Annotated in this window: 18 protein-coding genes; 11 read left to right on the top strand and 7 right to left on the bottom strand. The window is 59.7% G+C overall.

Features of this window, described 5'->3' with window-relative positions:
• Positions 1 to 50: 50 nt before the first annotated feature.
• Complete coding sequence (locus BTM36_RS16055; protein ID WP_174616862.1) at positions 51 to 1,754, top strand: PhoH family protein; 1,704 nt, start codon at positions 51 to 53, stop codon at positions 1,752 to 1,754.
• A 99-nt stretch (positions 1,755 to 1,853) separates the two neighbouring features.
• On the opposite strand, the gene BTM36_RS16050 is transcribed toward BTM36_RS16055, so the two are convergent.
• From BTM36_RS16050 to rpsF, 7 genes are all read right to left on the bottom strand, one after another.
• Positions 1,854 to 2,861 carry an inorganic phosphate transporter gene (locus BTM36_RS16050; RefSeq protein ID WP_006462639.1) on the bottom strand — a complete coding sequence of 336 codons (1,008 nt, stop codon included), beginning with the start codon at positions 2,859 to 2,861 and terminating at the stop codon, positions 1,854 to 1,856.
• A gap of 60 nt (positions 2,862 to 2,921) precedes the next feature.
• Positions 2,922 to 3,548 (bottom strand): DUF47 domain-containing protein, encoded by a 627-nt coding sequence (locus BTM36_RS16045; protein ID WP_006462640.1) that lies wholly within the window; start codon positions 3,546 to 3,548, stop codon positions 2,922 to 2,924.
• A 204-nt stretch (positions 3,549 to 3,752) separates the two neighbouring features.
• Positions 3,753 to 5,189, bottom strand: coding sequence for a replicative DNA helicase (locus tag BTM36_RS16040; protein WP_199181574.1), 1,437 nt, complete (start codon positions 5,187 to 5,189; stop codon positions 3,753 to 3,755).
• Positions 5,190 to 5,403: 214 nt separating this feature from the next.
• Complete coding sequence (gene rplI / locus BTM36_RS16035; RefSeq protein WP_006462642.1) at positions 5,404 to 5,856, bottom strand: 50S ribosomal protein L9; 453 nt, start codon at positions 5,854 to 5,856, stop codon at positions 5,404 to 5,406.
• A 26-nt stretch (positions 5,857 to 5,882) separates the two neighbouring features.
• The gene (gene rpsR / locus BTM36_RS16030; RefSeq protein ID WP_006462643.1) at positions 5,883 to 6,167 is read right to left on the bottom strand and encodes a 30S ribosomal protein S18; all 285 of its coding nucleotides are present in this window, start codon (positions 6,165 to 6,167) and stop codon (positions 5,883 to 5,885) included.
• 54 nt (positions 6,168 to 6,221) lie between these two features.
• Positions 6,222 to 6,524: a primosomal replication protein N gene (gene priB / locus BTM36_RS16025; protein WP_006462644.1), complete on the bottom strand. Its 303-nt coding sequence runs from the start codon at positions 6,522 to 6,524 to the stop codon at positions 6,222 to 6,224.
• A gap of 24 nt (positions 6,525 to 6,548) precedes the next feature.
• On the bottom strand, positions 6,549 to 6,914 hold the full coding sequence (rpsF, locus tag BTM36_RS16020; RefSeq protein ID WP_006462645.1) for a 30S ribosomal protein S6: 366 nt from the start codon (positions 6,912 to 6,914) through the stop codon (positions 6,549 to 6,551).
• Positions 6,915 to 7,231: 317 nt separating this feature from the next.
• Here rpsF and lexA point away from each other — a divergent pair, with 317 nt between their 5' ends.
• From lexA to BTM36_RS15970, 10 genes are all read left to right on the top strand, one after another.
• A complete protein-coding gene (gene lexA / locus BTM36_RS16015; protein WP_077237061.1) occupies positions 7,232 to 7,891 on the top strand; it encodes a transcriptional repressor LexA in 660 nt (219 codons plus the stop codon).
• A gap of 200 nt (positions 7,892 to 8,091) precedes the next feature.
• Positions 8,092 to 10,065, top strand: a complete 1,974-nt coding sequence (locus tag BTM36_RS16010; protein ID WP_077237060.1) for a tetratricopeptide repeat protein — start codon at positions 8,092 to 8,094, stop codon at positions 10,063 to 10,065.
• A 325-nt stretch (positions 10,066 to 10,390) separates the two neighbouring features.
• Entirely contained in the window at positions 10,391 to 11,479 is a 1,089-nt protein-coding gene (locus BTM36_RS16005; protein ID WP_077237059.1) for a flagellin, read from the top strand.
• 78 nt (positions 11,480 to 11,557) lie between these two features.
• On the top strand, positions 11,558 to 11,917 hold the full coding sequence (locus tag BTM36_RS16000; RefSeq protein WP_039874823.1) for a flagellar protein FlaG: 360 nt from the start codon (positions 11,558 to 11,560) through the stop codon (positions 11,915 to 11,917).
• A gap of 229 nt (positions 11,918 to 12,146) precedes the next feature.
• On the top strand, positions 12,147 to 14,216 hold the full coding sequence (fliD, locus tag BTM36_RS15995) for a flagellar filament capping protein FliD (RefSeq protein ID WP_077237058.1): 2,070 nt from the start codon (positions 12,147 to 12,149) through the stop codon (positions 14,214 to 14,216).
• 29 nt (positions 14,217 to 14,245) lie between these two features.
• Positions 14,246 to 14,704, top strand: coding sequence for a flagellar export chaperone FliS (gene fliS, locus BTM36_RS15990; RefSeq protein ID WP_077237057.1), 459 nt, complete (start codon positions 14,246 to 14,248; stop codon positions 14,702 to 14,704).
• Positions 14,705 to 14,709: 5 nt separating this feature from the next.
• Positions 14,710 to 15,039, top strand: coding sequence for a flagellar protein FliT (locus BTM36_RS15985; protein WP_077237056.1), 330 nt, complete (start codon positions 14,710 to 14,712; stop codon positions 15,037 to 15,039).
• 2 nt (positions 15,040 to 15,041) lie between these two features.
• The gene (locus BTM36_RS15980) at positions 15,042 to 16,223 is read left to right on the top strand and encodes a flagellar hook-length control protein FliK (protein WP_077237055.1); all 1,182 of its coding nucleotides are present in this window, start codon (positions 15,042 to 15,044) and stop codon (positions 16,221 to 16,223) included.
• On the top strand, positions 16,210 to 16,554 hold the full coding sequence (locus BTM36_RS15975) for an EscU/YscU/HrcU family type III secretion system export apparatus switch protein (RefSeq protein WP_077237054.1): 345 nt from the start codon (positions 16,210 to 16,212) through the stop codon (positions 16,552 to 16,554). The genes BTM36_RS15980 and BTM36_RS15975 overlap by 14 nt, the downstream gene beginning before the upstream one ends.
• 27 nt (positions 16,555 to 16,581) lie before the next feature.
• Positions 16,582 to 17,337, top strand: coding sequence for a flagellar brake protein (locus BTM36_RS15970; protein ID WP_077237053.1), 756 nt, complete (start codon positions 16,582 to 16,584; stop codon positions 17,335 to 17,337).
• Positions 17,338 to 17,451: the final 114 nt, after the last annotated feature.

The following is a 17,451-nucleotide window of genomic DNA, read 5'->3' as shown; positions in this document are numbered from 1 at the left end:
CTGTTCGCTCTGACAAAGCGGAGTTTTCTTCATCCACTTCCGAGGTCCTGATGCCCCTGCCCAAAATGCCGAGCAAACCAGCTTCGATGCTGTCTCCCGAGGACTATCCCAAGGCCGATCGCAACAAGCCTGTCAAACCGAACATCACTCTCGTTGAAACGTCCGCTCCCGCTGTCGCACCACAAGAAGTCGCCGTAGCCGCTCCTCCTGTCGCCGATGCCAAGGTCGCAGCACCCCGTGCGCGCATCACCGGCAAGACCGCTGCTGTCGCCGAAAAACCCAAAGCTGCGCCCAAGAGCGCCGAAGTCCGTCCCAAGTCGCCCACCAGCCGCGTGGCTGACAAGCTGGGCAAGTCCAAGCTGTTCGTGTTGGATACCAACGTGCTGATGCACGATCCGACCTCGCTGTTCCGCTTCGAGGAGCACGACATCTACCTGCCCATGGTGACGCTGGAGGAGCTGGACAACCACAAGAAGGGCATGTCCGAAGTCGCCCGCAATGCGCGCCAGATCTCGCGCTCGCTGGATGCGCTGGTGTCTGACATCGCCGAGGATGCCATCGATCTGGGCATTCCGCTCTCCAAGCTGGGCAACAAGGATGCCAAGGGGCGCCTCTACTTCCAGACCAAGTTGCAGAATGCCGACCTGCCGGAAGGCCTGCCCGAGGGCAAGGCTGACAACCAGATCCTGGGCGTGGTCCGGGCGCTGGACCAGCAGTATCCGGAGCGTCCGGTGGTGCTGGTGTCCAAGGACATCAACATGCGCCTGAAGGCGCGTGCCATTGGCCTGCCCGCCGAAGACTACTTCAACGACCACGTGCTGGAAGATACCGACCTGCTGTACTCGGGCATCCAGCAACTGCCGGACGACTTCTGGAACAAGCACGGCAAGGGCATGGAGTCGTGGCAGGAGAGCCGCCACGGCAGCAGCTATACCTACTACCGCGTCACCGGTCCCTACGTCCCCTCGCTGCTGGTCAACCAGTTCGTCTTCATCGAGCCCAAGAACGGCGAACCGGCCTTCTATGGCCAGGTGTCGCAGATCAACGGCAAGACGGCGGTACTGCAGACCCTGCGCGACTTCGGCCACGCCAAGAACAGCGTCTGGGGCATCACCGCCCGCAACCGCGAGCAGAACTTCGCGCTGAACCTGCTGATGAACCCGGAGTGCGACTTCGTCACCCTGCTGGGCCAGGCCGGTACCGGCAAGACCTTGCTGGCACTGGCCTCTGGCCTGGCGCAGGTGCTTGAAACCAAGCTCTACAACGAAATCATCGTCACCCGCGTGACGGTGCCGGTCGGCGAAGACATCGGTTTCCTGCCAGGGACCGAGGAAGAAAAGATGGGCCCCTGGATGGGCGCCTTCGACGACAACCTCGAAGTGCTCAACAAGTCTGACGGCGACGCCGGCGAATGGGGCCGGGCAGCGACCCAGGACCTGATCCGCTCGCGTATCAAGATCAAGTCGTTGAACTTCATGCGCGGCCGTACGTTCGTGAACAAGTTCTTGATCATCGATGAAGCGCAGAACCTCACGCCCAAGCAGATGAAGACGCTGGTCACGCGTGCGGGTCCGGGCACCAAGATCGTCTGCCTGGGTAACATCGCCCAGATCGACACGCCCTACCTGACCGAAGGCTCCAGCGGCCTGACCTATGTGGTCGACCGCTTCAAGGGCTGGGCGCACAGCGGCCACGTCACTCTGGCACGGGGCGAGCGTTCCCGCCTGGCCGATCACGCCAGCGACGTGCTGTAAGCAGTTTTCTTCCGCAGAAAAGCAAAAAGCCACGGTAACGTGGCTTTTTGCTTTTGGACGCCCGCGTTAACAACCGCCGCGGGCGCGAACCAGGATGCCTTACAGCACGTGCACGCCGATCCACCAGGCGATCGCCGCCACGAAGGCCGAAGCCGGGATGGTGAAGATCCAGGCCCAGACGATGTTGCTGGCCACGCCCCAACGCACGGCCGACATCTTCTGTGCCGCGCCCACGCCGACGATGGCGCCGGTGATGGTGTGGGTGGTGGAGACCGGGATACCCAAGGCGGTTGCGATGAACAGTGTGATGGCGCCGCCGGTTTCGGCACAGAAGCCACCGACCGGCTTCAACTTGGTGATCTTCTGGCCCATGGTCTTGACGATGCGCCAGCCACCGAACAAGGTACCCAGGCTGATGGCGCAGTAGCAGGAAATGATGACCCACATCGGCGGCGCTTCCGGCGAGGAATAGCCCGAGGCGATCAACAGCATCCAGATGATACCGATGGTCTTCTGCGCATCGTTGCCGCCATGGCCCAGGCTATACATGGAGGCCGACAACAACTGCAGCCGCCGGAACCAGCCATCGATCTTGCGCGGCGTAGAGCGGAAGAATATCCACGACACCATGAGCATCATCAACGAGCCGAATACCAGGCCCAGCAAGGGTGACAAGACGATGAAGAGGATCGTCTTGAGCAGGCCCGCCGAGATCAGGGCCCCGGTGCCGGCCTTGGCCACAGCCGCGCCGACCAGGCCACCGATCAGGGCATGCGAGGAGGAGGACGGAATGCCGTAGTACCAGGTCACCAGGTTCCAGAAGATGGCGCCGATCAGGGCGCCGAAGATGACGTACTGGTCGACGATGGCCGGCTCGATGGTGCCCTTGCCGACCGAAGCCGCCACGTGCAACTGGTGGAAAACGAACACCGCAGCCAGGTTGAAGAAGGCCGCCATGGCCACGGCCGTCTGCGGGCGCAGCACACCCGTGGAGACCACGGTGGCGATCGCGTTGGCGGCGTCGTGGAAGCCGTTCATGAAGTCGAACAGCAGCGCCAGGACGATCAACAGCGCGAGGATATGTAAGCTGATTTGGATTGTTTGCATGGGGAAACCGTTGTGTGAAGCCAGCGGCGTTCCCCGGAGGAATCGCCGCTACGCCGGGGATCAGGCGTTTTCGACGATGATGCCTTCGATGATGTTGGCCACGTCTTCGCAGCGATCGGTGACGGTTTCCAGGATTTCGTAGATGGCCTTGAGCTTGATGAGCGTGCGCACATCCGGCTCGTCGCGGAACAGCTTGGACATGGCCGCGCGCATGACGTGGTCGGCATCGGATTCCAGGCGGTCGATTTCCTGGCAGATGGCCAGGATCTGGCGCGAATTGTCCATGTTCGACAGCAGGCCCACAGCCGATTGCACCTTCTCCGCACAGGACAGGCACAGCTCGGCCAGGCGCTTGGCTTCCGGCGTGATGGCCTTGATGTCGTACAGGGAGATGGTCTGGGCGGCATCTTCCAGCAGGTCCAGGATGTCATCCATGCGGGTGATCAGTTGGTGGATATCATCGCGGTCCAGCGGGGTGATGAAGGTCTTGTGCAGCAACTCGATGGCATTGTGCGTGACCTTGTCGGCCTCCTTCTCGACGGCTTCAATGGCGTGCACACGGATTTCGAGGTCGTCGAAATTGGTCATCAGCGCCACCATTTCCTTCGCACACTTGACCGCCAGCTCTGCATGCTGATTGAAAAGGTCAAAGAATTTGCCTTCCGTCGGCATCAATCGTCCAAACATTTTTCTCTCTCATCAATGGTTAGCGCCCGAATCGGGCGCCGTTTCGAACCGGCCTGCGGCTTGCCCCCTTGGAAGCCGGAATCCCGCCCTGCCAGTCCTGCACGGACGGCCTCGGGAGCCATCCGCCTTACATGACACGAGCGGCCATGCGCCGCCCGTGATCCTCGTGCGGTGACGGCCATCACTGCCCGCCACCCCAACCGTTCAGTCGCCGCCGTAGGGCTGCGCCAGATTCCCGATATAGTTGTCGTACTTGGTATACATCCCCAGGAAAGACAGGCGAATGCTGCCAATGGGGCCATTACGCTGCTTGCCGATAATGATTTCCGCAGTGCCCTTGTCGGGCGAGTCCGGATTGTAAACTTCATCCCGGTAAATGAACAAAATGACGTCGGCATCCTGCTCAATAGCACCGGATTCGCGCAAGTCAGACATCACCGGGCGCTTGTTGGGACGCTGTTCCAGCGAGCGGTTCAGCTGCGACAGCGCAATCACCGGGCAGTTGAGTTCCTTGGCCAGGCCCTTCAGACTACGCGAGATTTCCGAGATTTCGGAGGCGCGGTTTTCCGAGGAACTGCCACCGTTACCCGACATCAGCTGCAGGTAGTCGATGATGATCAGGCCCAGCTTGCCGCACTGGCGCGCCAGGCGACGCGAGCGTGCGCGCAATTCGATGGGCGACAGCGCCGGCGTTTCGTCGATGTAGAACTGGGCATCGTTCATCTTCTGGATGGCGTGCGTCAGGCGCGGCCAGTCCTCGTCCAGCAGGCGACCGGTACGCAGGCGGTGCTGGTCCAGACGACCGACCGAGCCCAACATACGCATGGCCAGCTGGGCGCCGCCCATTTCCATGGAAAATACCGCCACCGGCAGGCCGGATTCGATCGCCACGTGTTCGCCGATGTTGATCGAGAACGCCGTCTTACCCATGGAAGGACGACCGGCGACGATGATCAGGTCGCCCGGCTGCAGGCCGGAGGTCATCTTGTCCAGGTCCATGAAGCCGGTGGGCACGCCGGTGATGTCGCTGGTGTTGTCGCGGTTGTAGAGTTCGTCGATACGCTCCACCACCTGGGTCAGCAGCGGCTGGATTTCCATGAAGCCCTGCGAGCCGCGCGAGCCCTCTTCGGCGATGGCGAAGATCTTCGATTCGGCTTCGTCGAGCATGGACTTGACGTCCTTGCCCTGCGGGTTGAAGGCATTGCCGGAAATTTCGTCGGCCACCGTGATCAGCTTGCGCAGGATGCCGCGGTCACGCACGATCTCGGCGTAACGGCGGATATTGGCCGCCGACGGCGTGTTCTGCGCCAGCGCGTTCAGATAGACCAGGCCACCGACTTCCTCGGCCTTGCCACTGGTGGACATGGCCTCATAGACCGTGATCACGTCCGCCGGCTTGGTGCTGTTGATGAGCTTGACGATATGCTCGAAGATGATGCGGTGGTCGTAGCGGTAGAAGTCTTCCGCGCTGACGAAATCTGCGATGCGGTCCCAGGCTGCGTTATCCAGCAGCAGGCCGCCCAGCACCGATTGCTCGGCCTCGATGGAGTGTGGCGGCACGCGGAGTGCATCGATCTGGGGATCGGAAGACTCCTTCTGGCCGCGGAAAAATTCAGGATTGCCGCGGGACGATTCTTTCATGGCGCGCATTATAACCTGCTGATGTGAAGCCGTTGGTTCAGGTGGACGTTTTTGCAGCGCATAGTCCCATCAAGGAACGGATGCGAAGTTCAATCCCCGGCAGATGGTAGGCCAACATGCTTTCCCGGCAGGAAGAATCGAAGCAAAATGACAATAAAAAAGCCAGGCGAACCCGGCTTTTCTATTGCAAAACGAATTGCAGCAAACAGGCGAATTACGCTTGCTCGCCCTTCACTGCGATTGTGACGTCGACCACCACGTCGGTGTGCAGAGCAACCGACACAGGGTGTTCGCCAACGATCTTCAGCGGGCCGTTAGGCATACGCACTTGCGACTTTTCCACGGCGAAACCCTTCTTGCCCAGGGCTTCAGCGATGTCGAAGTTGGTCACGGAACCGAACAGACGACCGTCAACGCCGGCCTTCTGCGACACTTCCACGGTGGCACCAGTCAGCTTTTCGCCTTGTGCTTGAGCAGCAGCCAGCTTCTCGGCAGCGGCCTTTTCCAGATCGGCGCGCTTGGCTTCGAATTCGGCGATGGCAGCGTCGGTAGCACGACGGGCCTTGCGTTGCGGGATCAGGAAGTTACGTGCGAAACCGTCCTTGACGCGCACGACATCACCCAGACCGCCGAGATTAACGATTTTTTCCAACAGAATGACTTGCATGTTTTTCTCCTATTTCTCGGCGCAGATTACGCGTTGTGCAGATCGGTGTACGGCAGCAGGGCCAGGTAACGCGCGCGCTTGATGGCGGTGTCAACTTGACGCTGGTAGTGGGCCTTGGTACCGGTCAGGCGTGCCGGCATGATCTTGCCGTTTTCCTGGACGAAGTCCTTCAGGGTGTCCACGTCCTTGTAATCGACCTGTTCAACGCCAGCGGCGGTGAAACGGCAGAATTTCTTGCGCTTGAACAGCGGGTTTTGCTGTTGACGCTTGTTTTTCAGCTTGCTTTTATCGAACTTTTTACCGAATGCCATGATTTGGCTCCTGTATCTAAAAATTGGGTAAGGTCTTTTTAGCGCAGTCTCTCGTCAGTCTTCCGACGGGACAGCGCCAAAATCAACGATATGAAACACGACGCTCTTGCTGTTGCGATTCCTGCGGGCCAGAAAGCCGGTGAAGCGGAAAACTTCTCCCAGCGCAGCCTTGTTGAGCGCACCGGAGATTTCTCCTGCTGCCATCGCCGCGATCTCGAATTCGACCTGGCGACGCATGCCAGCTTCCATCTGCTCCGACTGATGCTGCAACCTGGCAGTCACGATCGGAATACCGGCCGGCGTATAACGCAATACATCACGTTCGGCCAGACTGGCGATGACTTGAAGCTGGTTCACTCTCCGCTATGAATCGCAGCGCAATCAGGCTGCCGGTGCTTCGGTACGGCTCTTGGCCGCGTCTTCCTTCTGCACTGCCTTCAGGATGGGGGAAGGACCGGTTTCGGCCTTCTTCATCTTGACGGTCAGGTGGCGCAGGACGGCGTCGTTGAACTTGAAGCCGGTTTCGATCTCGGCCAGCGTTTCGCTGTCGACTTCGATGTTCAGGCAGACGTAGTGAGCCTTGGCCAGCTTCTGGATCTGGTAGGCCAGTTGACGACGGCCCCAATCTTCAACACGGTGAACCTTGCCGCCGCGGGTGGTGACGATGCCCTTGTAACGCTCGATCATCGCCGGCACTTGCTCGCTTTGGTCCGGGTGGACGATAAATACGATTTCATAATGACGCATGTAGACTCCTTATGGACTTATTGAAGACGCCCACCCCGGCGTCAAGACGGGTGTGGGAAGAGGAAAACCCAAGATCATACAAGGTTTCTGGCATAACAGCAATGTCGACTATCGCTGGCGAGGTCAGGCGGACACAGGCGGAGCCATCGCACCGGGCAGATATGCGGCACAAGATCTTTCATCTATTTATATATAGAAAGGAAAAACTGTTCTTGCAGTACCAGAAAGTGCATGTTGCCGTTGACACAAGGATTGCACCTGTATAAAAATACAGACTGTTCATCCAAACAGCCTTCCCCCAGAGAAAGGCCTACCCCATGCTCAAACTGACCGCGCGCCAGGAACAGATCCTGAACCTGATCAAGAACGCCATCGAGAACACCGGCTTCCCTCCCACGCGCGCCGAGATCGCTGCCGAGCTGGGCTTCCGCTCCGCCAACGCCGCTGAAGAGCATCTGCAGGCACTGGCCCGCAAGGGCGCCATCGAAATATCCCCTGGCACCTCGCGCGGCATCCGCCTGCGTGAATCCGGCGCACCCGCATCTGGCGGCATCGCCCGCCAGATGGCCCTGCCCCACCCCGCCCTGATGCAGTTGAGCCTGCCCCTGATCGGTCGCGTGGCTGCCGGCTCGCCCATCCTGGCGCAGGAGCATGTCGAGAAGACCTACCAGGTCGATCCGGCGATGTTTCCCAGCAAACCGGATTACCTGTTGAAGGTGCGCGGCATGTCCATGCGTGACGCCGGCATTCTCGATGGCGATCTGCTGGCGGTCCGCAAGACCGACCAGGCGCGCAACGGGCAGATCGTGGTGGCGCGACTGGCCGACGAGGTCACCGTCAAGCGCTACCAGAAGACCGGCTCGGTCATCACGCTCTTCCCGGAGAATCCGGAATTCGAACCCATCATCGTCAAGCCGGACGCCGACCAGTTTGCCCTTGAAGGGCTTGCCGTCGGGTTGTTGCGCAGCTGGCATTGAGCCCGCAGGGAGCAAGCCCGCCGCTCCCGATGCATCGGCGCCCATCACCGCGCCGATCCCCCTCCCAAGGAACCTTCGTCTAAAACGAAGGTTTTTTGCTTTCTATTCGCCTCTTCGGCATCCGGTCCTTGCGCATATTATTTCTGCTGGACAGCTATGTCCGGCGCAAAGCATGCGCCCAACCAAGAGGATCCCTTTCGATGTCGACGCGCAAGAGCAGCAACAAGCACGGTAACCAGGCCCAGGCCGCCACCAAGTCCCATCTGCAAGACCTGCTGGATGTCCGCAAATGCCTGGATCTTCTGGATAATCGCAAGGTCGATGAAGCAAAGGCCCTGTGTACTGCCGTGCTGGGGCGCGCTCCCACCCTGGTTTTCGCCAACCATGCACGGGGACTCATCGCCATGCAGGAGGGCCTGCACGCCGATGCCGAACACTATCTTCGCAAGGCCATCGCGGCTGATCCGGAGAATGCCGAGTACCTGAGCAACCTGGCAGCCGCACTCCTGGCACAGGATCGCATCGATGAAGCCATCAGGATCTATGAGCGCGCCATCGAAGTCGACAAGGAAAGCCGGACGGCCCGCGTCGGCCTGGCCAATGCCCTGCATGAAAAGAACGACCCGGACGCCTCGATCGCCTACTTCGAGGATGCGGTCAAGCGCGAGCCAGAGGCCCCTGGCCCGCTCTCCCATCTGGGGCGGGCACTGGTGGAAGCGAAGCGCTATGACGAGGCGGTCGCAACCATCCTCAAGTCACTGGAACTGCAGATCAACTTCGCCCCTTCGCACACCGCCCTGGGCGAAGCCTTCCATGCCATGGAGATGTACAAGGAAGCCCTGGAGTCCCACAAGACAGCAATCCTTCTGGACCCGGAAGATACCTACGCGCACAACAAGATTGCCGATACCTACCTGAAACTGAACAAGGTCACCGAAGCCCACGAACACCTGCTGCGCGTCATCGACATCGCCCCCAAGGACTCCAACAGCTATCTCAAGCTGGGTGCCAGCTACTTTTCCGCCGAAGATCGCTTCGACGATGCCATGCGCATGTTCAACAAGGCGTTGGAACTGAATCCCAAGCAAGCCCTCATCTACAACAACATCGGCGCCATCAAGCACGACCATGGCGACACCCATGAGGCGGTGGAGATCTTCCGCAAGGCGCTCGAATTGCGTCCCAACTATTCCACCGCCAAGCACAACCTGGCCCTGAGCCTGCTGTTGCACGGCGACCTCAAGGAAGGCTGGGAATGTCACGAGAGTCGCCTGGAAACTCGCGAGCGCGCCTACGTCTACAAGCTCATCCACAAACTGTTCGAGATCATTCCCAAATGGGATGGCAAGAGTTCGCTGGAAGGCAAATTCATACTCCTGATGCATGAACAGGGCTTTGGCGACAGCATCCAGTTTCTGCGCTATGCACGCCTGGTCATGGACCGCGGCGCCCGGGTGGCGGTGCACGTGAAGAATCCGCTGTATCGGCTGTTCCAGTCGTTCACGCCAGAAGTCACCCTGATCCGGGAAAGCGACCCGCTGCCACCCTGCGACTGCGCCTACGTGATGATGAGCCTGCCCTATGCGCTAGGCACCGATACCGTGGAAGACATCCCCTCCTTCCCCAGCTACCTGGCAGCCGATCCCTTGCTGGCAGAAGAATGGCGCCAGAAAATTGCCGCAATAACAACATCGGAACAGCATCTACGTGTCGGCGTGGTGTGGGGCGGCAATCCGGAGCACGGCAATGATCGGCACCGTTCGATCCCCCTTGACACCTTCAAGCAATTGTTCGGACTCCCGAAGATCGAGTTCTACTCCCTGCAAAAGGGCAAGCCTCTGGAAGACCTGAAGAATCTGCCCGCCGACCGGTCAGCCCACAATCTGGGTGACCAATGCGCAGACTTTGCCGATACCGCCGCAGCGATCCACAACCTGGACCTGGTCATCAGCGTGGATACCTCGGTGGTGCACCTGGCTGGCGCCATGGGCCACCCCACCTGGGTACTGCTCCCGCACATCCCCGACTGGCGCTGGCTGCAGAACCGCGACGATTCGCCCTGGTATCCGAGCATGCGCCTGTTCCGCCAGCCTGCCGTCAGCGACTGGGACTCCGTGATGAAGCGCATCGCCGAAGAGTTAATCAGATTGCAACAAGAAAAGGCGCAGCAATAGGACTCTGGCCCTCCCTCACCCCTTCCGAAAAAGCCGCTTGCACCGAGCGGCTTTTTCAATGGAACGAAAATTTCTTGGTTTCAACAAAGATTTCCCTAAAGTTTTCTCGATCGGCGTCGAAAAAGGATTTGCTTGCAGTTTCAAAGCACGCAGTTTTAGTTCGGAAAGCCTTGAAAGAGATTTTTTTCGCGAAAGCCCTAAACTTTTTCCAAGACTGCCCGATAAAGCAATCAACAGAGGTTGAAACGCCTGGGGCTCATGGGTAGAAGACCAAAGTTAAGCACTGAAACTCGGATCATCGGTCTCAAATCTTAGGAGAATTAACATGGCATCAGTCATCAATACCAACATTGCGTCGCTGAACACGCAACGCAATCTGAATTCGTCGCAGTCGTCGCTCAACACCTCGATCCAACGCCTGTCCTCCGGTCTGCGCGTCAACAGCGCAAAGGACGACGCCGCCGGCCTGGCCATCGCCGACCGCATGAACTCCCAGATCAAGGGTCTGGCAGTTGCACAACGTAACGCCAACGACGGCATCTCGATGGCCCAGACCGCTGAAGGCGCTCTGTCCACCGTGACCGACAACCTGCAGCGTATGCGTGAACTGGCTGTCCAAGCTTCGAACGGCACCAACAGCGCACAAGACCGCAAGACCCTGAACGACGAATACAAGCAACTGTCCAATGAAGTCTTCCGCGTGCTCAACGGCACCAGCTTCAACGGCCAGAACCTGTTCACCGGTGCCGGTCAAGGTGCATCGGCTGGCGTGGGCTCCAGCTCGGCCAACGTTTCGGCTTCCCTGACCCTGTCGTTCCAGGTCGGCGCCAACGTTCAGGACAACAAGCTGAACGACCAGATCACCATCACCCTGGATGACCTGTCGAACAACAAGACCATGGCCGACGTCATCGGCACCAGCGCCAAGGGTCTGATCGGCCTGGGCGACACCGCCGGTGTGAGCACCGCTCAAAACACCTACACCTCGGCCAAGGCCAAGCTGGACAACCTGTTCGCTACCGGCTCGACCCTGAGCGCCAGCGCCCTGGCTTCTTCGGCAGTGACCCTGCAGAAGGCCGTGGACAGCGCCAAGCTGGCCCTGGACAAGGCTGTTGCTGCTCCGTCCGCACAAAGCGATGCACAGAAGGCAATCACCAACCTGGACAAGGCCATCAGCCTGATCTCGTCCAAGCGTGCAGAGTTCGGTGCCGTTCAGAACCGCTTCAGCGCCGTCATCAGCAACCTGCAAGTGTCGAGCGAGAACATCACTTCGTCCCGTAGCCGTATCATGGATACCGACTACGCTGCAGAAACTGCCAACCTGACCCGTGCGCAGATCCTGCAACAAGCTGGTAACGCGATGCTGTCGCAGGCCAACTCGGCACCGCAGCAAGTCCTGTCGCTGTTGAAATAAGCCTGATAGCTAGGTAGGATGACGTGCGGAGGATAGGCCTTATTCTCCGCACGTTCCTTTAAGGAAGGGAGTAGTAACATGTCGATTGCCCCACTTAATATCACAGCTGCTGGCGATTCCGGTACGGCTTATGCCTTGCCGCAAAGCGCTGTCAAGCCCGATCCCGTGGTATCGACCGTTGCCCCGGCAGCGACTTCGGAAGCACGTCGCGCGACGGAAAGCGATGTCAACGATGCCGTCGGCAAACTCAACGACTTCGCCAAGACCAGCGCCTCGGCACTGAACTTCTCCAAGGACGAAGAGACCGGCCGCACCATCGTCAAAGTCGTGGATACCGCGACCGACACCGTGATCCGCCAGATTCCCAGCGAAGAAGCGATTTCCATCGCCAAGTCCATCGACAAGATGCAAGGCCTGTTGATCAACCACAAGGTCTGATTTGAACTTGAGTCTGGTACGAACTGCAGTGGCTCGAAAGACCGCGTGCGCCCATGATCCTTCATGGCGCATGACGGGTTCGGCTACCCCAGTTCATAATGGATTCGCATAACACCCGCACAGCGTCCTTCCTGCACCGACGCCGTACTTGAGAGCCACTCTCCTGTTGACCGCGCGCGCAGCTCCCCCTTAAAGCGCTGTGCTTACGCAAAGATTCAGGAGTTGAACCATGGCCACTTCCACCGGCACTATCTCCACCTCGGCAGGCCCACTTGACGTTGCGACCCTGGTCAGCCAGCTGATCTCGGCGGAAAGCCAGTCTCAACTGACTCCGCTGACCACCCAGGCCAGCAGCTACAACACCCTGATCTCGGCGTACGGCAGCCTCAAGAGCGCGCTGTCGACCTATCAGTCGGCCATCAAGGGGCTCAGTGCCGCCAGCTTCAGCTCCCAGAAAAGCAGCGTCAGCAATGCCGGCACCGGTAGCAACCTGACCACCGATCCGTTCACCGCCGACGTCAACAGCGACGATTCGACCAAGATCCTGGCGCAGAAGATCAAATCCGAGGGCGTCACCAGCGGCACCACCTTCAGTGCTGGCGACTCGCTGGCGATCAAGATCGGCACCAACTCGCCCACCTTTATCACGCTCAAGGCCAACTCCACCCTGGCAGGCGTTCGCGACGCCATCAATGCCTCCAAGGCTGGCGTTACTGCCTCCATCGTCACCGATGGCAGCGGCGATCACCTGGTGCTGGAATCGAATACCGGCGGCACTGCCAATACCATCAAGGTCACTGCCAACAACAGCCTGTCCCGCTTCGCCTACGATCCATCGAGCTCGACGCCCAGCACCACCACCCAGATCCAGGCGCCGCGCGATGCTACCAAGGCTGCCTCGGGCACCTATTCGGTTGGCGTGACGCAACTGGCGCAGACTGCCAAGCTCAGCTCGGCCAGCATCACCCCGGGCAGCACGTTTGAAAATGGTCTGCTGGCCATCAAGACCGGCACCGGCTCGACGACCATCATCAAGCCGACCACCAATAGTCTGGCCGGCGTTCGCGATGCCATCAACAGCAGCGATGCCGGCGTGAACGCCACCATCGTCAGCGACGGTACTAACGACCACCTGGTGCTCACCGCCAAGGACAGCGGCGCAGCCAATACCATCAAGGTCACCGGCACGGCGGACTTTGCCGTATTCAATTCGGATCCGAGCGGTACGGTCACTACCCCCAATGTCAGCAATAGCCAGCTCTATACCACTGGTACGCTGAACCTGAAAGTGGGGGACAGCACCATCGCCATCAACCCGACGGCCAATGGCAGTGGCGACATCGACCTGACCCAGGTCATGACCGCCATCAATGGTGCGGGTGCCGGCGTGACCGCCTCCATCACCAACGACGGCACCAATAGCCGCCTGGTACTGACGCCGAACGCCGCGAACGCAACGGCTGCCATTTCCCTCGCGGGCAGTGGTGATTATTCGGGTCTCAGCGCCAGCGGCATGGGCCAGTTGCTCAAGGCGCAGGACGCCAAGCTGTCCATCGACGGCGTGACGGTCACCAGTCCCAGCAACAAGGTGGAAAACGTGATTTCCGGCGTGACCCTCAACCTCTCCAAGGTCACCACCTCGGCAGACAATTTCACGCTCAACATCAGCAATGACACCAGCGGTCTGACCAGCGCGGCCAACACTTTCGTCTCTGCCTATAACACCCTGGCCAAGGCGATCGCCAGTATGACTGCGCAAACACCCTCGACCACCCTGGGCCAGGCCAATACCTCGGCCCCCCTGGCCAGTGAGTCGTCCGTTCAGACCATCATGACCCAGTTGCGCAACACCCTGTTCTCCACGGTGGACGGTGGCAATGGCATCAACACGCTTTCCGACATCGGCATCGGGTTCCAGAAGGACGGCACGCTGGCACTGGACGCCACCAAATTGTCGACCGCGGCCACCAACAATTTTGCCGGCATCGCCAACCTGTTTGCCGGCACCGACCCGGATACGACCAACACCACGTCCTCCAAAAATGGTATCGTCACCAAGTTGACGACGCTGATGACGAACCTGTTGAGTGACACCGGCATCATCGCCACCAAGACCAACGGCCTGCAGGCCAGCCTGAAGATCAACCAGGATCGCCAGACCGCAGTGCAGACCCGTTTGTCCAACATGAAAGATGCCTACACCAACCAGTTCAACCAGCTCAACATCACGCTGGCCAGCATGCAATCCACGCAAAGCTACCTGACCCAGCAACTGGCCAGTCTGGCCAAGAGCAGTTGAGTCTGAATCCGCGAACATAGGAGAACGTCATGTTCGGAAGCATGAAACGCGGGGCCAACGCCTACGCCAATATCGGGGTGGAAACCGGCGTGGTCGCCGCCAGCCCGCACAAGCTCATCACCATGCTCTTCGATGGCGCACTGGTTGCCATTGCGCTGGGCAAGAAGCACATGGGCGAAGGCAATATCAAGGACAAGGGTGAATCCATCACCAAGGCCATCCTGATCGTCGACAACGGTCTGCGCGCCAGCCTCAACAAGGAAGTCGGCGGCGAACTGGCGTTGAACCTGGATTCGCTGTACGAGTACATGAGCCGACGCCTGTTCGAAGCCAATGCCACCAACAATCCTGCCATCCTCGATGAGATCCACGGTTTGCTCAATGACATCCGTTCGGCGTGGGAACAGATTGGCCCCAACGCCGTGCAGTCCGCACCGCAAATGGCAGTTGTCCAGGATCATTCCCAACCCAGCTTCGCAAAGGCCTGACTGATATGAACGGTGACGAAGTCATCGCCATTTACGAGTCGATTTCGCAATTGACTGACGAAATGCTGGCTGCCGCGCGGGCAGCAGACTGGGACCTGCTGGCCGGGCTGGAAGCGCAATGCGGCAAGCACATCGCCAACCTGCGCAATTGCGAGGACCATGTTGCCCTGCCTGAAGCCTTGCGCAACCGCAAGGTTGATATCATCAAGAAGATCCTCGAAGACGATCGCCACATCCGCAACCTGACCGAACCGGGATTGCGCAAACTGTCGGCGCTCATCCAAAGCAACCAGACCGAACAGAAGCTGCTCAATACCTACGGCATGGGTAGTTGAACATGCTGCCGCGGGCCGATATCGCCAGCGCCGTCCAGCCTGTCCATGCAGTTGACGCGGCCACCGCCGTCGTCTCGGTTGCCGATACCCGCCAGGAGGCCTTCAGCCGCCTGGCGCAGATTGCCATCGGCCAGCAGATGTCCGGCCGCATTCTCTCCAACTTCAGCGACGGCACTTTCCTGGTGCGCATTGCCAATACGGCTGCGCGCATGGTGTTGCCCAACAACGCCAAGGTCGGCGACTCGCTGATCCTCACCCTGGTCTCCAAGGACCCTCGCCCCACGTTCTCGGTCAACGAAGGCAGCATCCGCACCGACGAAGACAGTGCCTCGGTAGCGCTGAGCAATGCCGGCCGCGCCATGCAGAAGGACCTGAAGTCCCTGCAGTTCGTCACCCGTGACGAGAGTGGCGCGGGCCAGATCGGGCAGAACGAGGAAGTCCCCGCAGATGCCCGCGCCAAGGGCCCAGGCCAGGGCGATTCAGGCACCCCCTCCAGCACCACCACCACGCTCAGCAATGCCGGCCGCCTCATCGGCAGCCTGCTGCAGGCCTCCCAGCAAGGCGACATGGCCGATCACGTCAGTGCAGCTGCCCCGCTACTGACCAAGCCCAATGTCCCCACTGAACAGATGGCAGGCGCCCTCAAGGACGCCATCGCCTACAGCGGCGTTTTCTACGAATCCCACGTCTCGGCATGGGCCGCCGGCCAGCGCCCCGCCGAAGAACTGATGAAGGAACCGCAGGCCCAGGTGGCTGCCCAGAAAGGCGGCGACATCAACCTGCTGAGCCAGAGTGATCCGGCACAGAACCAGCTTGGACAGTTGATCAACCTGCAACTCAACGCCCTGGAACAGCAACGGGTCGTCTGGCACGGGCAAGTCTGGCCGGGGCAGCAGATGGAATGGGAAATCGGCCAGGAACATGACCAGTCCGCCCCTGGCGGACGCGACGACGCCTCGCCCCCGACCTGGCACAGCGTCGTGCGCTTCAACTTCGCCCAGCTGGGCAGCGTTTCCGCCTCAATCCGCTTGATCGGACAGCAGATCCACGTACAGGTCAAGGCCGACAACGAAGCCGCCGCAGCCGCCCTGCGTGGTCATAGCGGCCTGTTTGCCAATGCCATGGCAGCGGCAGGCACCTCCCTCGACTCCCTCACCGTCAAGCAAGCCGATGGAGAAACCTAATATCCCGCTGCAAAACGCCGTCGCGCTGGCCTACAATGCCAGCCAGGGGGCGCCCCAGGTCGTGGCCAAGGGCCGTGGCCTGGTGGCCGAAGCCATCATCGCGCGGGCCAAGGAAAGTGGCGTCTACGTGCACGAATCGAAGGAACTGGTTTCCCTGCTGATGCAGGTCGAACTCGACCAGCAAATCCCCCCCGTCCTCTACCGCACCGTGGCCGAACTGCTTGCGTGGCTATATCGTATTGAAAATATGCAATTAAGTGAGTCTGTGATGTATGATACTGGGTTAAATTATTCCAATAATTTCCCCGGGGAAAGCGAGCCCACTCGCTGATTTCAGACGCAAAAGACGCACAGATAGATGGCTAATCACGACGAGATCGACGACGACAGTCCCTACCGGGTTCATTCACGGCGGGAAATCATCGCCCTGCTGACCAGCATGATGGAAAAGAACCAGCTCCTGAGCCTGCTGATCAAGGGTGGCTCCGAGTCCGTGATCACCTCCATCCTCGAAGTCGATGCCGATGATGATTCCCTGATCATCGATGCCGCGCCCAGCGCCATGCTCAATGAGAGCATCGTTTCCAGCAAGCGCATCAATTTCGAAGCCCTGTACAACAGCATCCGCATCACCTTCGCCGTCGACGGCGCCACCCAGATCGAATACCAGAATCGCCCTGCCCTCAAGGTCGACATCCCGGAAAGCCTGGTTCGCCTGCAACGTCGCGAGTATTTCCGTATCCCGACGCCGATCGCCAAGCCGCTGCGCTGCACCTTCCGCATCACCCAGGCCGATGGCTCCTTCGCCACGGTGGTCACCCTGCTCAACAACATCAGCGCAGGTGGCGTGGGTATCACCGACGAAAAGAAGATCCTCCCCGTCACACCGGGCGTGATCTACGAAGATTGCCAGCTGGAACTGGGTGACAACACCCTGGTCTCGGTAAAGCTGCAGGTGCGCGACTGCAAGGAATTCAAAATGACCAACGGCAAGGTGGTCAACCGCTTCGGCTGCCAGTTCGTGGACATTCCCCGCACCGTACTGGCGGCGATCCAGCGCTTCATCACCAAGCTGGAACGGGAACAGAACGCCAAGGCATCCGGCATGATGTAAGAACGGGCGGGGCTAACCCACCCCTCCTGCCATCCCCGCACAAAACAGAACACCCCGAGACCGGATCGACCGGTTTCGGGGTGTTTTTGCATGCAGACCGTATTGCCACGGTGC

The sequence above is a fragment of the Herbaspirillum sp. VT-16-41 genome (genome assembly GCF_001994935.1).
GTDB classification, from domain to species: Bacteria; Pseudomonadota; Gammaproteobacteria; order Burkholderiales; family Burkholderiaceae_D; genus Herbaspirillum; species Herbaspirillum frisingense.
Note: the sequence above shows the minus strand (reverse complement) of the source record. Positions and strands in the feature narration are given on the sequence as shown.

Excerpts from the sequence above, each read along its gene's own strand:
- BTM36_RS16055 (WP_174616862.1), top strand. The coding sequence starts at position 51 with ATGCCCCTGCCCAAAATGCCGAGCAAACCAGCTTCGATGCTGTCTCCC.
- BTM36_RS16050 (WP_006462639.1), bottom strand. The coding sequence starts at position 2,861 with ATGCAAACAATCCAAATCAGCTTACATATCCTCGCGCTGTTGATCGTC.
- BTM36_RS16045 (WP_006462640.1), bottom strand. The coding sequence starts at position 3,548 with ATGTTTGGACGATTGATGCCGACGGAAGGCAAATTCTTTGACCTTTTC.
- BTM36_RS16040 (WP_199181574.1), bottom strand. The coding sequence starts at position 5,189 with ATGAAAGAATCGTCCCGCGGCAATCCTGAATTTTTCCGCGGCCAGAAG.
- rplI (WP_006462642.1), bottom strand. The coding sequence starts at position 5,856 with ATGCAAGTCATTCTGTTGGAAAAAATCGTTAATCTCGGCGGTCTGGGT.
- rpsR (WP_006462643.1), bottom strand. The coding sequence starts at position 6,167 with ATGGCATTCGGTAAAAAGTTCGATAAAAGCAAGCTGAAAAACAAGCGT.
- rpsF (WP_006462645.1), bottom strand. The coding sequence starts at position 6,914 with ATGCGTCATTATGAAATCGTATTTATCGTCCACCCGGACCAAAGCGAG.
- lexA (WP_077237061.1), top strand. The coding sequence starts at position 7,232 with ATGCTCAAACTGACCGCGCGCCAGGAACAGATCCTGAACCTGATCAAG.
- BTM36_RS16010 (WP_077237060.1), top strand. The coding sequence starts at position 8,092 with ATGTCGACGCGCAAGAGCAGCAACAAGCACGGTAACCAGGCCCAGGCC.
- BTM36_RS16005 (WP_077237059.1), top strand. The coding sequence starts at position 10,391 with ATGGCATCAGTCATCAATACCAACATTGCGTCGCTGAACACGCAACGC.
- BTM36_RS16000 (WP_039874823.1), top strand. The coding sequence starts at position 11,558 with ATGTCGATTGCCCCACTTAATATCACAGCTGCTGGCGATTCCGGTACG.
- fliD (WP_077237058.1), top strand. The coding sequence starts at position 12,147 with ATGGCCACTTCCACCGGCACTATCTCCACCTCGGCAGGCCCACTTGAC.
- fliS (WP_077237057.1), top strand. The coding sequence starts at position 14,246 with ATGTTCGGAAGCATGAAACGCGGGGCCAACGCCTACGCCAATATCGGG.
- BTM36_RS15985 (WP_077237056.1), top strand. The coding sequence starts at position 14,710 with ATGAACGGTGACGAAGTCATCGCCATTTACGAGTCGATTTCGCAATTG.
- BTM36_RS15980 (WP_077237055.1), top strand. The coding sequence starts at position 15,042 with ATGCTGCCGCGGGCCGATATCGCCAGCGCCGTCCAGCCTGTCCATGCA.
- BTM36_RS15975 (WP_077237054.1), top strand. The coding sequence starts at position 16,210 with ATGGAGAAACCTAATATCCCGCTGCAAAACGCCGTCGCGCTGGCCTAC.
- BTM36_RS15970 (WP_077237053.1), top strand. The coding sequence starts at position 16,582 with ATGGCTAATCACGACGAGATCGACGACGACAGTCCCTACCGGGTTCAT.